This is a genomic window from Oricola cellulosilytica (assembly GCF_019966575.1).
GTDB lineage: Bacteria > Pseudomonadota > Alphaproteobacteria > Rhizobiales > Rhizobiaceae > Oricola > Oricola cellulosilytica.
Window position 1 is genome coordinate 48,725 of the sequence record NZ_JAINFK010000003.1, and the last position, 18,113, is coordinate 66,837.

Annotated in this window: 17 protein-coding genes; 2 read left to right on the plus strand and 15 right to left on the minus strand. The window is 61.4% G+C overall.

The window, feature by feature from the left end; genetic code table 11:
* Nucleotides 1-67: 67 nt before the first annotated feature.
* Nucleotides 68-550 (plus strand): Lrp/AsnC family transcriptional regulator, encoded by a 483-nt coding sequence (locus LC298_RS07795; protein WP_131566069.1) that lies wholly within the window; start codon nt 68-70, stop codon nt 548-550.
* An 8-nt stretch (nt 551-558) separates the two neighbouring features.
* Here LC298_RS07795 and LC298_RS07800 read toward each other — a convergent pair whose 3' ends face one another.
* Nucleotides 559-1,017, minus strand: a complete 459-nt coding sequence (locus LC298_RS07800) for an SRPBCC family protein (RefSeq protein ID WP_131566072.1) — start codon at nt 1,015-1,017, stop codon at nt 559-561.
* 176 nt (nt 1,018-1,193) lie between these two features.
* Here LC298_RS07800 and LC298_RS07805 point away from each other — a divergent pair, with 176 nt between their 5' ends.
* Nucleotides 1,194-2,216, plus strand: a complete 1,023-nt coding sequence (locus LC298_RS07805; RefSeq protein WP_199223208.1) for an LLM class flavin-dependent oxidoreductase — start codon at nt 1,194-1,196, stop codon at nt 2,214-2,216.
* On the opposite strand, the gene LC298_RS07810 is transcribed toward LC298_RS07805, so the two are convergent.
* From LC298_RS07810 to LC298_RS07875, 14 genes are all read right to left on the minus strand, one after another.
* Complete coding sequence (locus tag LC298_RS07810) at nt 2,193-2,981, minus strand: crotonase/enoyl-CoA hydratase family protein (protein ID WP_131566075.1); 789 nt, start codon at nt 2,979-2,981, stop codon at nt 2,193-2,195. The two genes, LC298_RS07805 and LC298_RS07810, sit on opposite strands and share 24 nt — an antisense overlap.
* The gene (locus LC298_RS07815; protein WP_131566078.1) at nt 2,978-3,856 is read right to left on the minus strand and encodes a hydroxymethylglutaryl-CoA lyase; all 879 of its coding nucleotides are present in this window, start codon (nt 3,854-3,856) and stop codon (nt 2,978-2,980) included. The genes LC298_RS07810 and LC298_RS07815 overlap by 4 nt, the downstream gene beginning before the upstream one ends.
* Nucleotides 3,853-5,832, minus strand: coding sequence for an acetyl/propionyl/methylcrotonyl-CoA carboxylase subunit alpha (locus tag LC298_RS07820; protein WP_131567596.1), 1,980 nt, complete (start codon nt 5,830-5,832; stop codon nt 3,853-3,855). Before LC298_RS07820 ends, LC298_RS07815 begins: the two co-directional genes overlap by 4 nt.
* 10 nt (nt 5,833-5,842) lie before the next feature.
* Nucleotides 5,843-7,450: a carboxyl transferase domain-containing protein gene (locus tag LC298_RS07825; RefSeq protein ID WP_131566081.1), complete on the minus strand. Its 1,608-nt coding sequence runs from the start codon at nt 7,448-7,450 to the stop codon at nt 5,843-5,845.
* Nucleotides 7,451-7,496: 46 nt separating this feature from the next.
* The gene (locus LC298_RS07830; protein ID WP_131566084.1) at nt 7,497-8,174 is read right to left on the minus strand and encodes a flavodoxin family protein; all 678 of its coding nucleotides are present in this window, start codon (nt 8,172-8,174) and stop codon (nt 7,497-7,499) included.
* 14 nt (nt 8,175-8,188) lie between these two features.
* The gene (locus LC298_RS07835; RefSeq protein ID WP_131566087.1) at nt 8,189-8,569 is read right to left on the minus strand and encodes a DUF1622 domain-containing protein; all 381 of its coding nucleotides are present in this window, start codon (nt 8,567-8,569) and stop codon (nt 8,189-8,191) included.
* On the minus strand, nt 8,566-9,729 hold the full coding sequence (locus LC298_RS07840) for an isovaleryl-CoA dehydrogenase (protein ID WP_131566090.1): 1,164 nt from the start codon (nt 9,727-9,729) through the stop codon (nt 8,566-8,568). The genes LC298_RS07835 and LC298_RS07840 overlap by 4 nt, the downstream gene beginning before the upstream one ends.
* Nucleotides 9,730-9,754: 25 nt before the next feature.
* A complete protein-coding gene (locus tag LC298_RS07845; protein WP_131566093.1) occupies nt 9,755-11,026 on the minus strand; it encodes a phenylacetate--CoA ligase family protein in 1,272 nt (423 codons plus the stop codon).
* Entirely contained in the window at nt 11,026-11,859 is an 834-nt protein-coding gene (locus LC298_RS07850) for an ABC transporter ATP-binding protein (RefSeq protein WP_131566096.1), read from the minus strand. Before LC298_RS07850 ends, LC298_RS07845 begins: the two co-directional genes overlap by 1 nt.
* Before the next feature lie 64 nt (nt 11,860-11,923).
* A complete protein-coding gene (locus tag LC298_RS07855) occupies nt 11,924-13,156 on the minus strand; it encodes an ABC transporter substrate-binding protein (protein ID WP_131566099.1) in 1,233 nt (410 codons plus the stop codon).
* A gap of 76 nt (nt 13,157-13,232) precedes the next feature.
* Nucleotides 13,233-14,306, minus strand: a complete 1,074-nt coding sequence (locus tag LC298_RS07860; protein ID WP_131566102.1) for a branched-chain amino acid ABC transporter permease — start codon at nt 14,304-14,306, stop codon at nt 13,233-13,235.
* On the minus strand, nt 14,306-15,199 hold the full coding sequence (locus LC298_RS07865; protein ID WP_131566105.1) for a branched-chain amino acid ABC transporter permease: 894 nt from the start codon (nt 15,197-15,199) through the stop codon (nt 14,306-14,308). The genes LC298_RS07860 and LC298_RS07865 overlap by 1 nt, the downstream gene beginning before the upstream one ends.
* 14 nt (nt 15,200-15,213) lie before the next feature.
* Complete coding sequence (locus LC298_RS07870) at nt 15,214-17,157, minus strand: AMP-binding protein (RefSeq protein WP_131566109.1); 1,944 nt, start codon at nt 17,155-17,157, stop codon at nt 15,214-15,216.
* Nucleotides 17,157-17,933, minus strand: a complete 777-nt coding sequence (locus tag LC298_RS07875; protein ID WP_131566112.1) for an ABC transporter ATP-binding protein — start codon at nt 17,931-17,933, stop codon at nt 17,157-17,159. The genes LC298_RS07870 and LC298_RS07875 overlap by 1 nt, the downstream gene beginning before the upstream one ends.
* Between the last annotated feature and the right edge of the window lie 180 nt (nt 17,934-18,113).

Genomic DNA, 18,113 nt, shown 5'->3' on the forward strand with positions numbered 1-18,113 from the left:
GGCAGACTTCCCTAGAATTCAACTATTACAGGCATTTTTCCTTTTAGTTCAGTATAAAGCCTCTTCAATGACCGAAATTACCTCGAATTCAGATCAACTCGACCGTTTCGACCGGCTCATTTTGAGCGCCTTAGAGCGCGACGGACGCATGCCGGTTACGGAACTGGCCAAACGGGTCGGGCTTTCCAAGAGCCCTTGCCAGGTGCGCCTCAAGCGGCTCATCGAAGACGGCTACATTCTCGGGTTCCGCGCGGTCCTGAACATGGCGAAGCTGGACCGCCAGCATATCGCATTCACAGAAGTAAAATTGTCAGACACGACGGAAAAAGCACTATCCGCATTCAACGCGGCCGTGAAAGACGTCCCGGAGGTCGAGCAGTGCCATATGATCGCCGGCTCGTTCGATTTTCTGCTAAAGGTCCGGACCCGCGACATCGGCTCCTATCGTCGTGTGCTCGGAGAGATCATCTCGGCGCTCCCGCACGTATCCAACACTTCCACCTTCGTTTCAATGCAGGCCGTAAAAGACGGTCCTCTGCGGGACGTGTGAGCTTCGCGCTATGCGGCTTTCGGCTTTTCTCCAGAGACGACTTCGGCAAAGTTCTTGAAGAATGTTCCGGCCAGCTTGCGTGACGTACTGGTCACGAGCCGACTCCCCAATTGCGCGAGTTTGCCGCCAATATCCGCCTTGGCATCGTAGCGCAGGATCGTCTCGTTACCCTCCTCGACCAGTTCCACATCCGCGCCGCCTTTGGCGAAGCCAGCAGCCCCGCCGCTTCCCTCGCCCCTAAGCGAGAAACGCTCAGGCGCCTGGCTCGGGTCGAGCGTGACATTGCCACCAAAGCGCGCCTTGACCGGACCGATCTTCAGCAGGACCTTGGCCTCCAGTTCCGTATCGGAGTGTTTGATCAGCTCTTCGCAACCAGGAATGCACTGGCGCAGTATCTCCGGATCGTTCAACGCGGCATAGACCTCGTCGCGCGGCGCGGAGATCCTCACTTCGTCCTGCAATTCCATGCCAAAAGTCCTCCCGAACGAACTGTTCATTCTGCAAACTGCGGGAGCCACATAGCGTCTCGGAAGGCGAACGCCAACCATTCTCTTTCCCCGCCCAATTCGGACGCGCGGTTGAATGAGCGCCGTCACGGCCATAACTGGAATGACGGCAATCGATCGAAGGTGACTCACCCCCAATGATTCCCTATTCACTGCTCGACCTGTCGCCAATCCCGCAAGGGTTCGAGGCGGGGGACGCGCTGCGCAACACGCTCGAACTAGCCCGCAATGCCGAAAGGTGGGGATACAAGCGTTACTGGCTTGCTGAACATCACAACTCCGCCGGCATTGCCAGCGCCGCGACATCGGTGCTGATCGGCCACGTCGCCGGCGGCACGAGTTCGATCCGGGTGGGCGCTGGCGGCATCATGCTGCCCAATCACGCGCCGCTGGTCATCGCCGAACAGTTCGGGACACTCGCGACGCTCTATCCTGACCGAATCGACTTGGGTCTCGGCAGGGCGCCAGGAACGGATATGACAACCGCACGAGCCCTGCGGCGTGGAAAAGACGCGGAAAGTTTCCCGTCCGATGTTGTAGAATTGCTGGGCTATCTCGGCGAGCCCGACCCCGATGCCAAAGTTCGCGCCATCCCGGGTGCCGGTACGAACGTTCCAATCTGGATTCTCGGATCGAGTCTTTTCGGGGCGCAGCTAGCCGCCCATATCGGTCTTCCCTACGCATTCGCGTCACATTTCGCACCGGCGGCTCTCGAACAGGCCGCCGAGATCTATCGTCGCACTTTCCGTCCCTCGCAATTTCGCGACAAACCGCACTTCATGATGGCGATCAACGTGTTCGGGGCTCCGACCGACGCCGAGGGTCATTTCATCAGGACGTCGATGCAACTCGGATTTGCGAGACTGCGCACCGGCATGCCCGGAAAGCTACCTCCACCGACCGACGATATCGACGCGAAAATCAGCCGGGAGATCAGGCCGATGGTCGACGAAGCGCTTCAGGTCACCGCCGTCGGATCGCCACAGAGCGTGAAATCCCAACTTGCGGACTACATCCAAGTTTACCAGCCCGACGAAGTCATTCTCACGGGGCATATCCACGATCACCAAGCGCGGCTGCAGTCATTCCGGATCGGGGCCGAAGCGATGGAGGCGCTTGCAGAGGAAAAAACCAGTTCAGTCCATCCGCCAAGGAGGTGACCTCTTGGCGAAGAAAGCGGCGATACCGTCGTTCGCCTCGGCTGTCTCCCAGCGGTCTGCGAGCGCGGCGACCGTCAAATCGACGAGACTTCCAAGATCCTCACCACCCAGCCGCCGGCACAGCGCCTTGGCGTCCGCCACCGCGCCGGGTGCGCATTGCAGAAAAGCCGCCGCTTCCTCCTCGATTGCCGCATCGAGATCCTCCGGCGCACAGACACGCGTCAGGAGGCCCGAGCGCAGGGCGAAATTCGTGTCGAAGGTCTTGGCGTTGAAGAATATCTGCCGGGCGAAGCCCTCGCCCAGCCGTCTGACGACAAAAGGGCCGATTGTCGCGGGGATAAGGCCCAGTCGGGTCTCCGTGAGCCCGAATTTGGCGCCCTCGACCCCCACCGCTATGTCCGACACCGAGATCATGCCGACACCACCGCCATAGGCGGGACCATGCACCCGCGCAATGACGGGCTTCGGCAAGCTGTGCCAAGCTGTCAGCATGTTCGCCAGCGCCCGGGCCTCTTCTATTTTGCCCTCGCGGTCCTTTTTGGCCTGAGCCTTCATCCAGTTCAGGTCGCCGCCCGCGCAAAACGTCTTCCCGGCGGCGGCCAGAACGACAGCGCGGACGCCAGTGTTCGCCCCAAGCGACGTAGCCGCTCCGGTCAGTTCGCCGATCATGTCGGCATCCATTGCATTGTGCTTGTCGGGCCGGTCGAGCGTCACCGCCGCTACGCCCCTGCGATCGATGTCCAGCGCGATAGTCCGGTAGTTCACGACGCGGCCTCCCCGCGGTAGGTGGTCACCGCGATCCGGGTTGAAAGATAGGTTTCGACGACCGCGAGCCGCTCAAGATCGAGCCCCGTTTGCCAGCCTTCCTCCGCCAGCATTTTCGCTAGCCCCGACGTCGAGACGTTGCCCTTGGCGCCCGGGGCGTAAGGACAGCCCCCAAGACCGCCGACGGCACTGTCGAAAGTGCGCAAACCGAGATCGAGACTTGCGCGCACATTGTCGAGCGCCCGGTTGTTCGTGTCGTGATAGTGGCCGGCCAGCATTTCCGCCGGAACTGCCGTCAGAACATCGTCCAGCATGGCGGCAATGGTGTCGGGCGTCCCCTTGCCGATCGTGTCGCCGAGCGAGATTTCGTAGCAGCCGGCCTCAAGCAGCCTGGCAGCGACCTCGCGCACTGCGGCAGGCGCGATGTCACCCTCGTACGGACACCCGGCGACGCAGGAGACATAGCCCCGGACCGGAATAGCGGCCTTCGCCGCCGCCTCGAGCACCGGCTTGAACCGCTCGAGGCTCTCGGCGATTGAACAGTTGATGTTTTTTTGGCTAAACGTTTCCGACGCCGAGCCGAAGATCGCGACCTCGTCCGCGCCCGACGCCAGCGCCCGCTCGAAACCCTTCAGGTTCGGCGTGAGCGCCGCATAGGCAACGCCCGGAACGCGTGCGATGCCCGCCATCACCGCTTCGGCGTCGGCAAGCTGCGGCACCCATTTCGGCGAGACGAAGCTCGTCGCCTCGATCTTCTCGAAGCCGGCCTTCGACAAAAGGTCGATCAGCGCGATCTTCTTCCCGGACGGGATGATCGCCTTCTCGTTCTGCAACCCGTCGCGGGGCCCGACCTCGTAAATGCGGACATGGCTCATTCCGCTGCCTCCTCGAAGCGCAGCAACACGGAGCCGCCTTCGACGGCGTCTCCTTCGGCGCAGAGCACTTCGCTGACCATGCCGCCGCGTGGCGCTGCGAGGCTCGTTTCCATCTTCATCGCCTCGAGGACAATCAACTTGTCGCCCTTGGAGACGGCCGCGCCGGCGGAAACGTTCACGGAACGGACGACGCCGGTCATCGGCGCGAGGATGGCGTCCCCCTCATCTGCGTGATGCGCCGCCGCTAGCAGCGGATCCGGAAGAACGAAGGCGTGGGCACGGCCGTCCGCCAGAACGGAAACCGCGCGGCCGGCCGGATCGGCGTATTCCGCAACACGGGCCTCGACGCGCGTCCCGAACGCGCCGGCGCGCGCCGACATGCGGTCCCCGCCGCGAGCAACGTCGCGCATCGTCACCCCATCGCGACCACCTTCCAACGTGAGCGAACCGTCGCCATGCAGACAAAGCCGTCGTTCGATCATCTCCCCCGAGCAAAGGAAGCGCACCGTGTGACCGGCGTCCTCCCAAAGACGCCAGCCCGTCATGGGGGCGTTCGGGTCGATGCCAAGCGCGATCAGCGCCGCCATGGCGATGACGTGCTCTGCCGGCGGTTCCGCAGCCGTCAGGACGGCGATATTGCGGTCGATCAGGCCGGTATCCACATCCCCCGCCGCAAATCCGCCGTGACGCGAAAGCGCCAGCAGAAATGCCGCATTGGTGATTGTGCCTGCCACATGCGTCTGGGCAAGCGCGTCGCCAAGCGCGGCGAGCGCCTCTTCTCGGGTCCCGGCGTGCGTAATGATCTTCGCGATCATCGGGTCGTAGTAGGGCGTGACCGCGTCGCCGGAGCGGATGCCGGCATCGTTGCGTGCGCTCTTGCTGAACGAAAAATGATGAAGTGTTCCGGTCTGCGGGAGGAAACCGTGGGCCGGATCCTCGGCGTAGAGCCGCGCCTCGAAAGCGTGTCCGGACATCGCGATATCATCCTGGGAAAGCGGCAGTTTTTCGCCTGACGCAACGCGAAGCTGCCACTCGACGAGATCGAGTCCGGTGATCGCCTCGGTGACGGGATGCTCCACCTGCAGCCGGGTGTTCATTTCCATGAACCAGAAGCCGTCGGGCCTGAGCGGGCCGCTGCCGTCCGCAATGAACTCGATCGTTCCGGCGCCCGAATAATCGATCGCCTTGGCCGCCTTGACCGCCGCGCCGGTCATCGCCGCGCGCACCTCGTCCGTCATGCCCGGAGCCGGCGCTTCCTCGATCACCTTCTGGTGGCGGCGCTGCAGCGAGCAATCGCGCTCGAACAGATGAACCACGTTGCCGTGGTCGTCGCCGAACACCTGAACCTCGATGTGGCGCGGCGAGGAGATGAATTTCTCGACCAGCACCCGGTCGTCGCCGAACGAGGACCGCGCCTCGCGCTTCGCCGCAGCCAGCGCATCCTTGAAATCGCCCGGGCTTTGGACAAAGCGCATGCCCTTGCCGCCGCCGCCGGCGCGCGCCTTGATGAGGACCGGAAAGCCGATCTCGTTGGCCTTGGCGGCCAGCACGACGACTTCCTGCGCTTCGCCATGATACCCCGGCACGACCGGCACGCCGGCCTTTTCCATCAGTCGCTTGGCGGCATCCTTGAGGCCCATCGCCCGGATCGATTTGGCCGACGGACCGACGAAGAACAGCCCGGCCCCTTCGACGGCTTCGACGAAATCCGGGTTTTCCGAAAGGAATCCGTAGCCGGGATGGATGGCTTCCGCCCCCGACGCCTTGGCGGCCTCGATGATCTTTTCGGCGTTCAGATAACTCTCCGCCGCCGGCGGGGGGCCGATATGCACCGCCTCGTCCGCCATTTCCACATGCAGCGCATGCGCGTCAGCGTCGGAGTAGACCGCGACGGTCCGGATGCCCATTCGGTTCGCCGTCCGGATGACGCGGCAGGCGATTTCGCCACGATTGGCGATGAGGAGCTTGGTGAACATCAAGGTCATCTCACATCCTGAACACGCCGAATTTCGTATGTTCCACCGGCGCGTTGAGCGCGGCCCTCAGACTTAGCGCCACGACATCGCGTGTCTTGCGCGGATCGATGATGCCGTCGTCCCACAGCCGCGCCGACGCATAGAGCGGATGCGACTGGCGCTCGAACATCTCCAGCGTGGGACGCTTGAATTCCGCTTCCTCCTCGGCGCTCCAGCTTCCGCCCTTGGCCTCGATGCCGGCGCGCTTGACGTTCGCCAATACACCCGCCGCCTGCGGCCCTCCCATCACGGAAATGCGGGCATTCGGCCACATCCACAGGAAACGCGGCCCGTAGGCGCGCCCGCACATGCCGTAATTGCCCGCGCCGTAAGACCCGCCGATGATCACGGTCACCTTCGGCACTGCGGCCGTCGCGACGGCTGTGACCAGCTTGGCACCATCCTTGGCGATGCCGCCCGCCTCGTATTTCGAGCCGACCATGAAACCGGTGATGTTCTGCAGGAAGAGCAACGGGATCTTGCGCTGGCAGCACAGCTCGATGAAATGCGCGCCCTTCAGCGAGCTTTCCGAAAACAGCACGCCATTGTTGGCAAGGATGCCGACGGGCATTCCGTCGACATGGGCAAAGCCGGTGACCAGCGTCGTGCCGTAACGCGGCTTGAACTCCGCGAAGTCCGAGCCGTCGACGATGCGGGCGATCACGTCGCGCACATCGTACGGCGTCCTCGCATCGGCGGGAACGATGCCCATGATCTCGGCGGCATCAAATTTCGGGGGGCATGGGGGTTGCAGGGCTATGTCAGGCGAAGGGGCGGGTCCGAGATTGCGTACAATTTCGCGGGCCAGCGCCAGGGCGTGGTGATCGTCATCGGCGAGATAATCCGCGACGCCGGACAGCCGCGTGTGCGTGTCGCCGCCGCCGAGCGTCTCGGCGTCCACGACCTCCCCGGTCGCCTCTTTCACCAACGGCGGCCCTGCAAGGAAGATCGTTCCCTGGTTCTTGACGATGATCGTCTGGTCGCTCATCGCCGGGACGTATGCGCCGCCAGCGGTGCATGAACCCATCACTACGGCGATCTGTGCGATGCCCTTGGCGCTCATGCGCGCCTGATTGTAGAAGATCCTACCGAAATGATCGCGATCCGGAAACACCTCGTCCTGGTTCGGCAGGTTCGCCCCGCCGCTGTCGACCAGATAGACGCAAGGCAGGCGGTTTTCCTCTGCGATCTCTTGCGCCCTGAGGTGTTTCTTCACCGTCAGCGGATAGTAGGTCCCGCCTTTCACCGTCGCATCGTTGCAGAGGATCATGCAGTCGCGCCCTTCCACACGCCCGACGCCGGCGATCGCGCCCGCCGCCGGAATGTCGTCCTCATAGACGCCGCTTGCCGCGAACAGTCCAATTTCGAGAAACGGCGAACCGGGATCGAGCAATCCGGCGATGCGGTCGCGGGGCAGCAACTTCCCGCGTCCCTGGTGGCGGTCGCGAGATGCCTGCGACCCGCCCTGCATGATGCGCGCGGCCTCCTGCGCGATCGTCTCGCATTGCCTCTCCATCGCCGCGCGGTTCGCAGCGAATTCGGGGGAAGCGTGGGAAACAGTGGAGGTGAGAATTGTCATCTGTCTTCCGGGTTCGCGTGGTGGAAACGTCCAGGATGCTCCCTGCCTACGCCGTATTGCCCTCGGCTGGAATGCCACCGGCGTCGGCGATCATCTTCGCCACATGCATCAGGTTCCACGTCATGATCCTCAGATTGGTCTTGGTGAAGTCGTTGTCGAAACCAGCTCGGCTGCCGTCGTCCATCTTGTCGCCATAGGAGGGACCCGGACCGGCCTCGCCGATCCAGCCGCAGTCTGCCTGAGGCGGAATGGTATAGCCGATATGCGCCATCGCATACTGGCAAGTCATCGCCACGTGCTTGATGCCGTCCTCGTTGCCGGTGACGACACAGCCGCCGGTCTTGCCGTAATAGATGTACTGGCCCTTGTCGTTCTTCTGAGCGGAGTGTGCATAGAGACGCTCGATAATGACCCTGCAAATCGATGATTCCTCACCGAGCCAGATCGGCGTTCCGATGACAAGGATGTTGGCGTCACGCACCTTCGGCCAGAAAACTTCCGGCCACGCATCCTGATCCGCACCCTCTTCGCGCATGTCCGGTTGAATTCCGAATGCGATCTGATGGTCGGCGGCGCGCAGATAATCGACGTGCACGCCGTTCTCTTCCATGATCGCGATGGATTCTTTCATCAGGGTTTCGGTGTGAGAGTCACCCTGGGCGGTCGATTTCAAAGTGCAATTGATAAAAAGGGCCTTGAGCCCGGAAAAACTGGCGTTCGTCATATCAAGTTCCTCTGCTAATTGGGGCGCTGGGCTCTCGATAATTCCTTGATCTCGCGCTCGAGGAAGAAACTGATGATCGATCGGATCACGACGAGGCCACCCAGGAAGATCAAGCCATCAAGCTCCAATGTGATGGCTGTGTGAATGACGTCCGAAACGATCAGAAGTTCCAGTCCGGCAAGGATATAGCCTCCCAGTTCACGCCTTGCCGCATTCATCCGAACGAGCCGGTCCTCCTTGCTGCGGGAGAATTCGGCCCGAAGGATCCAAGCCGTGAAACGAACCGCGCCGATAAGCAGTACCGCGATCGACAACAGGTCGATCGCCCCTGCGGCGTACTCGAGCCAGGCTGTCGCCGCGCCGAACACAGACGAAGCGTCGCCGGTTTCACTCACGCCGTTTCCTCGAAGAGTTCTCTTCCGATCAGCATGCGGCGGATTTCGCTTGTCCCCGCGCCGATTTCATAAAGCTTGGCGTCGCGCAGCAGCCGGCCGGTCGGGTATTCGTTGATATAGCCGTTGCCTCCAAGGCACTGGATTGATTCAAGAGCCACCTGCGTCGCCTTCTCGGCCGCGTAGAGAATGCAGCCGGCCGCGTCCTTGCGTGACGTTTCTCCGCGATCGCAGGCCTGCGCGACCGCATACACATAGGCCCGGCAGGCATTCATCGTCGTGTACATGTCGGCCAGCTTGCCCTGCATGAGCTGGAACGTACCGATCGCCTGGCCGAACTGCTCCCGCTCATGGACATAGGGCACAACCACATCCAACGCCGCCGCCATGATGCCGAGCGGGCCGGCGGCAAGGACGACGCGTTCATAGTCAAGGCCAGACATCAGCACATTGACGCCCCTGCCCTCCTCGCCGAGCACGTTTTCGAACGGCACCTCGCAGTCCTCGAACACCAGCTCGCAGGTGTTCGAACCGCGCATGCCGAGCTTGTCGAGCTTCTGCGCTGTCGTGAATCCTTTCATGTCCTTCTCGATCAGGAAAGCCGTGATCCCCCGTGGACCCGCGTCCGGATCGGTCTTGGCATAGACGACGAGCGTCGAGGCGTCGGGACCGTTGGTGATCCACATCTTGTTGCCGTTGAGGACGAAACGATCGTTCCGCTTCTCGGCGCGCAATTTCATCGACACGACGTCAGACCCGGCGCCGGGCTCGCTCATGGCGAGCGATCCGACATGCTCGCCGGAAATCAGCTTCGGCAGATATTTTTTCTTCTGCTCCTCGCTTCCATTGCGGCGGATCTGGTTGATGCACAGGTTCGAATGCGCTCCGTAGGAAAGGCCAACCGAGGCCGACGCGCGAGTGATCTCCTCGATGGCAATGCAGTGGGCGAGATAACCCATTTCCGACCCGCCATAGACTTCCGGCACCGTGATTCCGTGCAGGCCGAGAGCGCCCATCTTCTCCCACAGATCCGCCGGAAATTCGTTCTTCGTGTCGATCTCGGCCGCGCGCGGCGCGATTTCGTCGGCAGCGAAACGCCGCACGGTCTCGCGCAGCGCCTCGATATCCTCGCCGAGGCCGAAGTTCATGGTCTTGTCAAACATGGTGTGATCCGATTGCTCTTGGCGGTTACCGCAGATCGACGATTACCTTGCCGTCGTCAGGGAGGGTTCCTTCCGGTACAATACTGATGTTGCTTTTCAAGTGGCAGAGCGCACGGAATGCCTCCGCAAGTTTCGCCTGAACCTGCGCAGCGTCGCCGAGGACGTGCTCCGGATCGAATTCGCAGAACAGCATGATGTCGTCCTTCTCGTTGGACCGATCAACGACCAGCCGCGCGAGCCGCAGCCCGTCGACCTGCTCTCGCAGCGCGTGAATCTGGCTTGGCCGCACGAACATGCCGCGCACCTTCGTTGCCTGATCGGACCGGCCCAGCCAGCCGGCAAGAACCGGGCCGGTACGGCCGTTCTTCCGGTCAAGCTCGACGAAGGCCGAGAGGTCACCTGTTCCAAAGCGGATCAGCGGATAATCCTCGCGCAAAGTCGTAACCACCACCTCGCCGACTTCGCCCGGAGGCATGGACCTGCCCGTCTCCGGATCAACGATCTCGACGATGACATCTTCGTCAACGGTCATGTGACCTGTGGGAGCGGTCTCATACGCGATCAGACCGAGTTCCGCGGTCGCGTAACATTGGAGTGCCCCGATCCGGCTGGCGTCGAAGAAGGCACGAAGACCGGGCGTGAGCGCTCCGCCGGTCACCAGCGCCTTGGTGAAGGGCACTGGCCCGCGGTCGGCCTTCTGAAACGCCTCCACGAGGGTCTTCAGGAAATCCGGAGTCCCGCAATACGCGCTTGCGCCATACTGGGAGATAGCAAGGATCTGCTGTTCGATTGGCGCGTTGCCGGCCGGGATCACCGAACATCCGAGCGCGCGAGCGCCGGCATCGAGTATCCAGGCGCCGGGTGTCAGATGATAGGAGAACGTGTTGTGAACGATGTCGCCGGCCACGAAGCCCGCTGCACGCATGGCCCGCTCCAGCCGCCAAAACCCGGTTTTCGAGAAGCCCGGCTCGTGGATTGGTCCGGGTGAGACGAACAGATGATCGGCACGGCTTCCGCCAGCCATCAACCCGCCAAATGGGGGATGAGCCGCCTGGATGCCGACAAGATCGTCCTTCCGGAGCAGCGGCAGGCCTTCAAGATCCTCCGGTGTGCGCAGGGATGCAACATCGAGCCCGGAAAACGCCGCCCGGTAATACGGCTCGCGCATCGCGCGGACGACCACGTCGCGCAGGGCAACGAATTGCGCCTCCGTGCGCTCGGAATGCGAGCGCGTTTCGCGCGGATCGAGACCGTTGTCCGAATGCGCCGACGCCGCGTGAAAGGCACTTCCGCTCATCACAGCCACCTTTTGCGCCGTTTGAAGGACTTGATGTTCTTGAAGCTTTTCCGCTCGCCGCTTCCGCCGAGATAGAACTCCTTGATGTCCTCGTTCTCGCGCAACTCCTCGGCCGGGCCGTCGAGAACGATCTTGCCGTTTTCCATGATGTAACCGTGCCGGGCGCAGGCCAGCGCCATCGCGGCATTCTGCTCGACGAGGAGGATTGTCACGCCGAAATCCTCGTTCAGCCGCTTGATGATACCGAAAACCTCCTTCACCAACAGCGGCGACAGCCCCATCGAAGGTTCGTCCATCAGGATCAGCTTCGGCCGCGCCATCATCGCCCGACCGATCGCCAGCATCTGCTGCTCGCCACCGGAAAGATAACCGGCGAGGCCGGTGCGCTCCTTGAGCCGCGGAAAGTATGAATAGACAAGATCGATGTCGTCCTTGACCCCGCCATCCGACCGCGTGAAGGCACCGAGCTTGAGGTTTTCCAGAACGGTCATGTCCTGGATGATCCGTCGGCCTTCCATGACCTGGAAGATGCCTGATCGCACCGTCCGCTCGGGTTCCTGATGGCTGATGATCTGGCCGTCGAACGTGATCGAGCCGCGCGTGATCTCGCCGTCCTCGGACTTCAGCAATCCGCTGATCGCCTTCAGGGTCGTCGACTTGCCGGCGCCGTTCGCGCCGAGAAGTGCGGTGATCGAGCCGCGCTCCACCGTCAGGCTGAGGCCGCGCAGGACGAGCACGTATTCATTGTAGACCACTTCGATGTTGTCGACGGACAGGATCGTGTCCTTCGGCGCGTCGGCCTTTTCGGAACTGGCCGGAACTGTCTGTAACATCGCCTCAAGCCTCGCTTGTCAGGTGCGGACGCTCCCCGCCGGAGCGGGGAGCGATCATTCTCGGTTAGTAACCGATCCAGTCGTCGCGGCGCGGCAGTTCGACTTCCGCAACCTTCTCGATCTGGGCCTTTCCATCCACGGCGGAGCCGCGGTTGACGGTCACGGTGGTGGTGCCGCGGTGGTCCTGATCGGTCCATGTCGACGGCAGGCAGACCCCTTCCAGACCCTCTGGAACCCAGTCGGCCTTCTGGTACATGCCCTGCTTGATGTTTTCGCCGGTGATCCCGCCATTTGCTTTCGCCCATTTCATCGCTTCGATCATGTAATAGGCCGAGCAGATGCCACGGATGTAGTGGTGCGTAGGCGCTTCGGACTTGTCCATCGAACCGGCTTCATGGATTTTCTTCACCAGTTCCATGCCGGGCGCATCGGCGCCCCAGAACGGCGATGCGCTCGGGAAGATGTAACCCTGCGCGTTAGCCGCCTGGATGGTCTTGTAGTCGCCGCCCCAGATGTTCGCCAGGAAGGTCACATCGGTGCCAACGGTGCCACAAGACGACAACAGCGACACGACGGAGCCGCCGAGATTGCCGACGAATGCGTAGTTCGCCCCGCTCTCCTTGATCGACAGGCACTGCGCCTTGAAGTCGCCGGGCGCGAGCGGAACAACGACCGGCGGCAGCACCTCGAAGCCCAGTTCCGCCGCATATTCGGCGCAGGCTGCCTTGGGTGCGTTGGGATAGGGATGATTGTCACCGGTGTGGAGGAATTTCGGGCTTTCGATGCCCTTTTCCTTGGCATCGCCAGCCGCCCACTGGACCATCGCCCGGCAGCCATCCGAATAGCTCGGCCCGTAGAAGAAATTGTAGGGAGCCGGCTTCTCGGTCTTCGGGTTCTTGCCGGTCGGATCGGTCAGATGACCCGAATAAGATGCGGACCAGACCGGGATCTTGTCTTTCGCCACGAATGAGATCAGGGCTTCGGTATCACCGGTTCCCCAACCCTGCATCGCAACCATGTTGTTGCGGGCTTCCCAGCGCTTGTAGGTCGCGATGGCATCCGGCACCTTGTAGGCGTAATCGACCTGCTCGAGTTCGATCGTCGTGCCGTCAATACCGCCATTGGCGTTGACGTAGTCGATCGCGTCCTTGATGCCCGGTCCGTAGGTCTTGCCGACGAAAGCCGTTGGACCGGTGTAGTCCACCAACTGGCCGACAAATACGCTCTCCTGCGATATCGCCATCGACGCACTGGCAAGAAGCGTGGCCGCGGCGGCAGTTGCAATCAGTGTTCTCATATCTTTCCTCCACGATATGAAGCGGTGCGTTGCGCGCCGCGAGTTGTGCCCAATCCTCCGATGCGGGCGAAGTTCATCAGTAGCTGAACGGATAGAGTTTCCACGACTGACGAATGAGTTTGACCCGGTGGGCGAGACCCTCCGGCTCGAAAATCAGAAACAGAATAATGGCCGCGCCGACCGACATTTCCTTGATGTAGGCCTGCCCCGAAGCCAGACCGGCGAGAGCATTGGGGAAGATGTCCAGCATTCCTCCGGTAAACGCTTCCATGAACTGCGGCAGCAGGACGATGAAGGCCGTGCCGAGAATGGTGCCCATGACCGATCCGAGCCCGCCGATGATGATCATGGCGAGAAACTGGATCGACAGCAGGATGGTAAACCCCTCGGCCGAGACGTAACCGAGATAGTGGCCGAACAGCGCCCCGCCGAGCCCGGCGAAGAAGGACGAAATGCCGAAGGCGAGAATCCGGTACTTGGTCAGGTTAATGCCCATGATCTCGGCTGAGAGGTAATGGTCGCGGACCGCGACCAGCGCCCGCCCGTCGCGGCTGCGTTTCAGATTGGCGACGGCAAAAAGCGAAATGAGGGTCCAGAACAGGACGAGGTAGTAATAGCGCTCGTCGCTGTCGAGCGGAAAGCCGAAGATGGTGACCGTCTCGGCGAGCGAGCCGGAAGAGCCGCCCGAAAACCAGTTCGCGCGAGCAAAGAAGTCCTGCAGGATGAATTGCGAGGCAAGCGTCGCGATGGCCAGGTAGAGCCCCTTGATGCGCGCCGCCGGCAGGCCGAAGATCATGCCGACTGCCGTCGTCATCAAGCCCGCGAGGGGGATCGTGAAGAACACTGGAATTCCGGTCGTCGAGTTCAGCCAGGCGGACGAAAAGGCGCCGAAACCGAAGAAGGCGGCATGTCCGAGGCTGATCTGCCCGGTCATGCCGACAAGGATGTTCAACCCGAGTGCGGCGATGCCGTAAATTCCGATCAGGATCATCAGGCTGACGATATAGCCGTCGACAAGCGCCGGCGCGGCTCCAAGGAGCGCGATCGCGAGCATCGTCCAGATGGCGATCCAGCGCGTCTGCAGCAAAAACTGGTCCGCCTTGTAGGTGGTGCGGAAGTCGCCGCAGGGACGAAGCGAGGTGGTTGCCATCAGATCCTCTCGATGTCCTTGGTCCCGAACAGCCCGTACGGCTTGATCATCAGGATGATGATGAGGACGTAAAAGGGCGCGATCGTGAACAGGTTGCCCCAGTTCAGGAACTGGCCGTCGACGAACTCGGCGAAATTCTCTAGAAGGCCGATGATGATGCCGCCAATCACCGCGCCGACGATCGAATCGAGCCCGCCCAAAATGACCGCCGGAAAGACCTTGATGCCAATGATCGCGAGCGACGAGGAAACCGAGTTCACCATGCCTATGATGATGCCGGCGACCCCGGAGACGATGGCCGAGATCGCCCATGCAAGCGCGAAAACCTGCCGCACCGAAATGCCTAGGCTTTGCGCCGTCTGCTGGTTGAAAGCTGTCGCCCGCATGGCAAGGCCGTACTTGGAGAAGCGGAAAAACAGATAGAAGCCGCCCATGATCAGCACGGACATCACAAGGCTCATTAGATAGGCCGACTCGACGTTCAGGCCGGCGACATTGACCGACTCCGTTTCGAATACCTGCGGAAACCGCTCGGCCGAATTGCCGAAGATCCAGTTCATCAGCGCCTGCAGGAAAATCGAAAGGCCGATCGTCACCATGATGACGCTGACCACCGGCTCGCCGATCAGCGGCCGCAGGATGACGACCTGGATCATGATGCCGAACAAAGTCATGAACACCAGCGTGAACAGGAAGGCGACAATGAACGGCATTTGCATGTCGGTGATGAACCAGAGGCAGACCCACGCTCCGAGCACAAGGAACTCACCCTGGGCGAAGTTCACCACCTGCGTGGATTTATAGATCAACACGAAACACATCGCGACAACGCCGTAGAGCATTCCGACGATGAGGCCGTTTGCCAGCAATTGAACGAGCAGTGACCAGTTCATTCCTCTTCCGCCCCCTATTCCGCCGCCTTTAGCGCCGGCGTTTCGATTTCGGCGCCGACATTGCGCACTTTGATCGTCGTCCTGATCCGCTGCTGCGTTCCGTCCTGAAACGAGATCATCGTGTCGATCGCAATGTCTTCCTGGCCGGAATAGATGGTGTCGATGATGTCGCCGTATTTCTCCGCAACGACGGCTCGCCGCACCTTGCGCGTCCGCGTCAGTTCGCCGTCGTCGGGATCGAGTTCCTTGTAGAGCAGCACGAATTTGCGCAAACGCTGCGCTTCCGGCAGCGTCTCGTTGATCGCCTCGATCTCGCGGTGGACGAGATCGTAAACCTCGCGTCGCGATGAAAGGTCAGTATAGGTGGTGAACGAAATGCGGTTCTTCTCGGCCCATTTGGAAACGATCGAATACCGGATGCAGATCATCGCCGCGAGATAATCGCGCTTGTCGCCCAGGATGACGGCTTCGGCGATAAAGGGCGAAAACTTCAGCTTGTTCTCGATGAACTGGGGCGAGTAGCGCCGGTTGCCGGTCATCTCGGCAAGGTCGGCGATGCGGTCGATGACGACGAGATGGCCCTTGTCGTTGTAGTATCCCGCGTCGCCGGTATACATCCAGCCGTCGCGGAGGTCGGCACCGGTCGCGGCCTCGTTCTTGTAGTAGCCCATGAACATGTTGCCGTGAGCAGTCACGATCTCGCCGATGCCCTCAGCGTCAGGTGCCTCGATTCGAACCTTGATGTCCCCGGTGAACGGTACGCCGACCGTGTCGAAATCGACATCGTCGGGGGTGTGAATCGTATAGGCGCCGAGCAGCTCAGTCTGGCCGTAGAGCTGGCGGAGTGGCACGCCCATCGCGAGAAAGAACTTGAACGTGTCCGGACCCAGCGCCGCACCGCCGGTTGCAGCCGAGCGCACATTCGTCAGTCCGATCCGGTCCTTCAATGCGTTGTACAGGAATAACTGCGCGGCCCGCGACGTCCTGCCCTTCTCGAACGCGCCGAGGCCCATGTTCATAAAGAAGTCGTAGAGTTTCTGCTTCAGCCAGGAAGAATCCATGATACGCGCGCGCACGTCTGCCGCGATCTGTTCCCAGACACGTGGCGCAAGAAGAATGAAGGTCGGGCCGATCTCGCGCATGTCGGCCATCATCGTTTCCTGATCCTCGACGAAATTCACCTTCATCCGGGAGATCAGCGCCTGACCGAACACATAGATCTGCTCCATGATCCACGGCAGTTGCAGCACGGAAACATATTCGTCGTCCGGCCCCTTCGGGTCGGCCGAAAGATAGTCATGGCTGTGATCGATGATGCTGCGCGCGCTAAGGACGGCGAGCTTGGGATGCGAGGTCGTGCCGGACGTGGTGCACAGGATCGCCGGCGCCTCGCCGTCCGTCTCCTCGACCATGCGGTCATAGCTCCCGGCGTCTGCCGCGAGCAACTCGTCCCCCTTGGCGCGCAAATCTTCCAGCGACATGAGCCTTGGGTCGTCATATTTGCGCATGCCGCGCGGATCCTCGAAGATGATCCGCTCCACCGACGAGATGCCGTCCCCGAGCAGGAGGAACTTGTCGACCTGCTCCTCGTCCTCGGCAAAGATGAAACGAGCCTCCGAATAATTGACCAGATAGGCGAGTTCCGCCTCCATCAGATCCCGGTACAAACCGAGAGAGAGAGCTCCGCATGCGTGCGCCGCAATCTCGGCCGCAACCCAGTCGGGGCGGTTGTCGCCGATCAGGCCGATAATATCTCCCTTGCGGATACCAAGCGCGGTCAGGCCCAGGGCGATGCGGCGCACATTGGCATTGTAATCCGACCAGGTCTGGCTCACCCAGATCCCGAACGTTTTTTCACGCAAGGCGGTTTCGCTGCCGAAATGCCGCGCATTATGCGCCAGAATGCGCGGAAACGTCTTTAGGCCCTTGTTGTCCCTTGAGATCTCGGACCGGGTCATTAGGCCGCCTCGCCCAAATCGGCGCCGAGATAGGCCCGTTTGACGTGTTCGTTCGCCATGACCTCGTCCGGGAGACCGTCGACGACCTTGGCACCGAAATCGAGCACCATCACGCGATGCGAGATATCCATGACCACACCCATGTCATGCTCGATCATAACCACCGTCATCCCCCATTCCTCGTTGAGGTCGACGACATAGCGGGCCATGTCTTCCTTCTCTTCCATGTTCATGCCGGCCATCGGCTCGTCGAGCAGCACCAGATGCGGGCGCAGAGCGACGGCGCGAGCCAGTTCGACACGTTTTCGAAGGCCATACGACAACGTACCCGCGACGGCATTTCGGATATGCTGAATCTCGAGAAAGTCGATGATATCCTCGACCACGCGGCGGTGCTCGAGCTCTTCGTGCTGTGCGCCCCCGAACCAATACGCCATACCGGTCAGAAAATTGTTCTTCATCAGGTGATGCCGACCAACAAGAATGTTGTCGAGCACCGTCATGTGGTCGAAGAGTGCGAGGTTCTGGAACGTGCGCCCGATGCCGAGATCGGGCCGATGGTTGGGTTTGAGGCCGCTGAGACTCCTGCCCTTGAAGCGGATATCGCCCGAATCCGGTGTGTAACGTCCCGATATGCAATTGAGCATGGAGGTCTTGCCGGCACCGTTCGGTCCGATGATCGAGAAAAGCTCTGCCTCATCGACGGAAAAGGAGACGTCCTTCAGCGCCTGAATCCCGCCGAAGGAAAGCGATACGTTCTCCACCTCTAAAAGCATGGCGGACCGGCCTCCCATTACCACGCACCCGGTTCGGACACGCGTCTCCTCGAGGAGGTGATTAGCCGCCGATCTTTGCGCCACGATTTCAGGAATGTTGCGAAATGTTTCAGCGTCAGCGGAGATCGGGCCGGTTGATTTCCCGCGGTGAAGGTTTCACTTTGACCCTTGGAGTGTGCG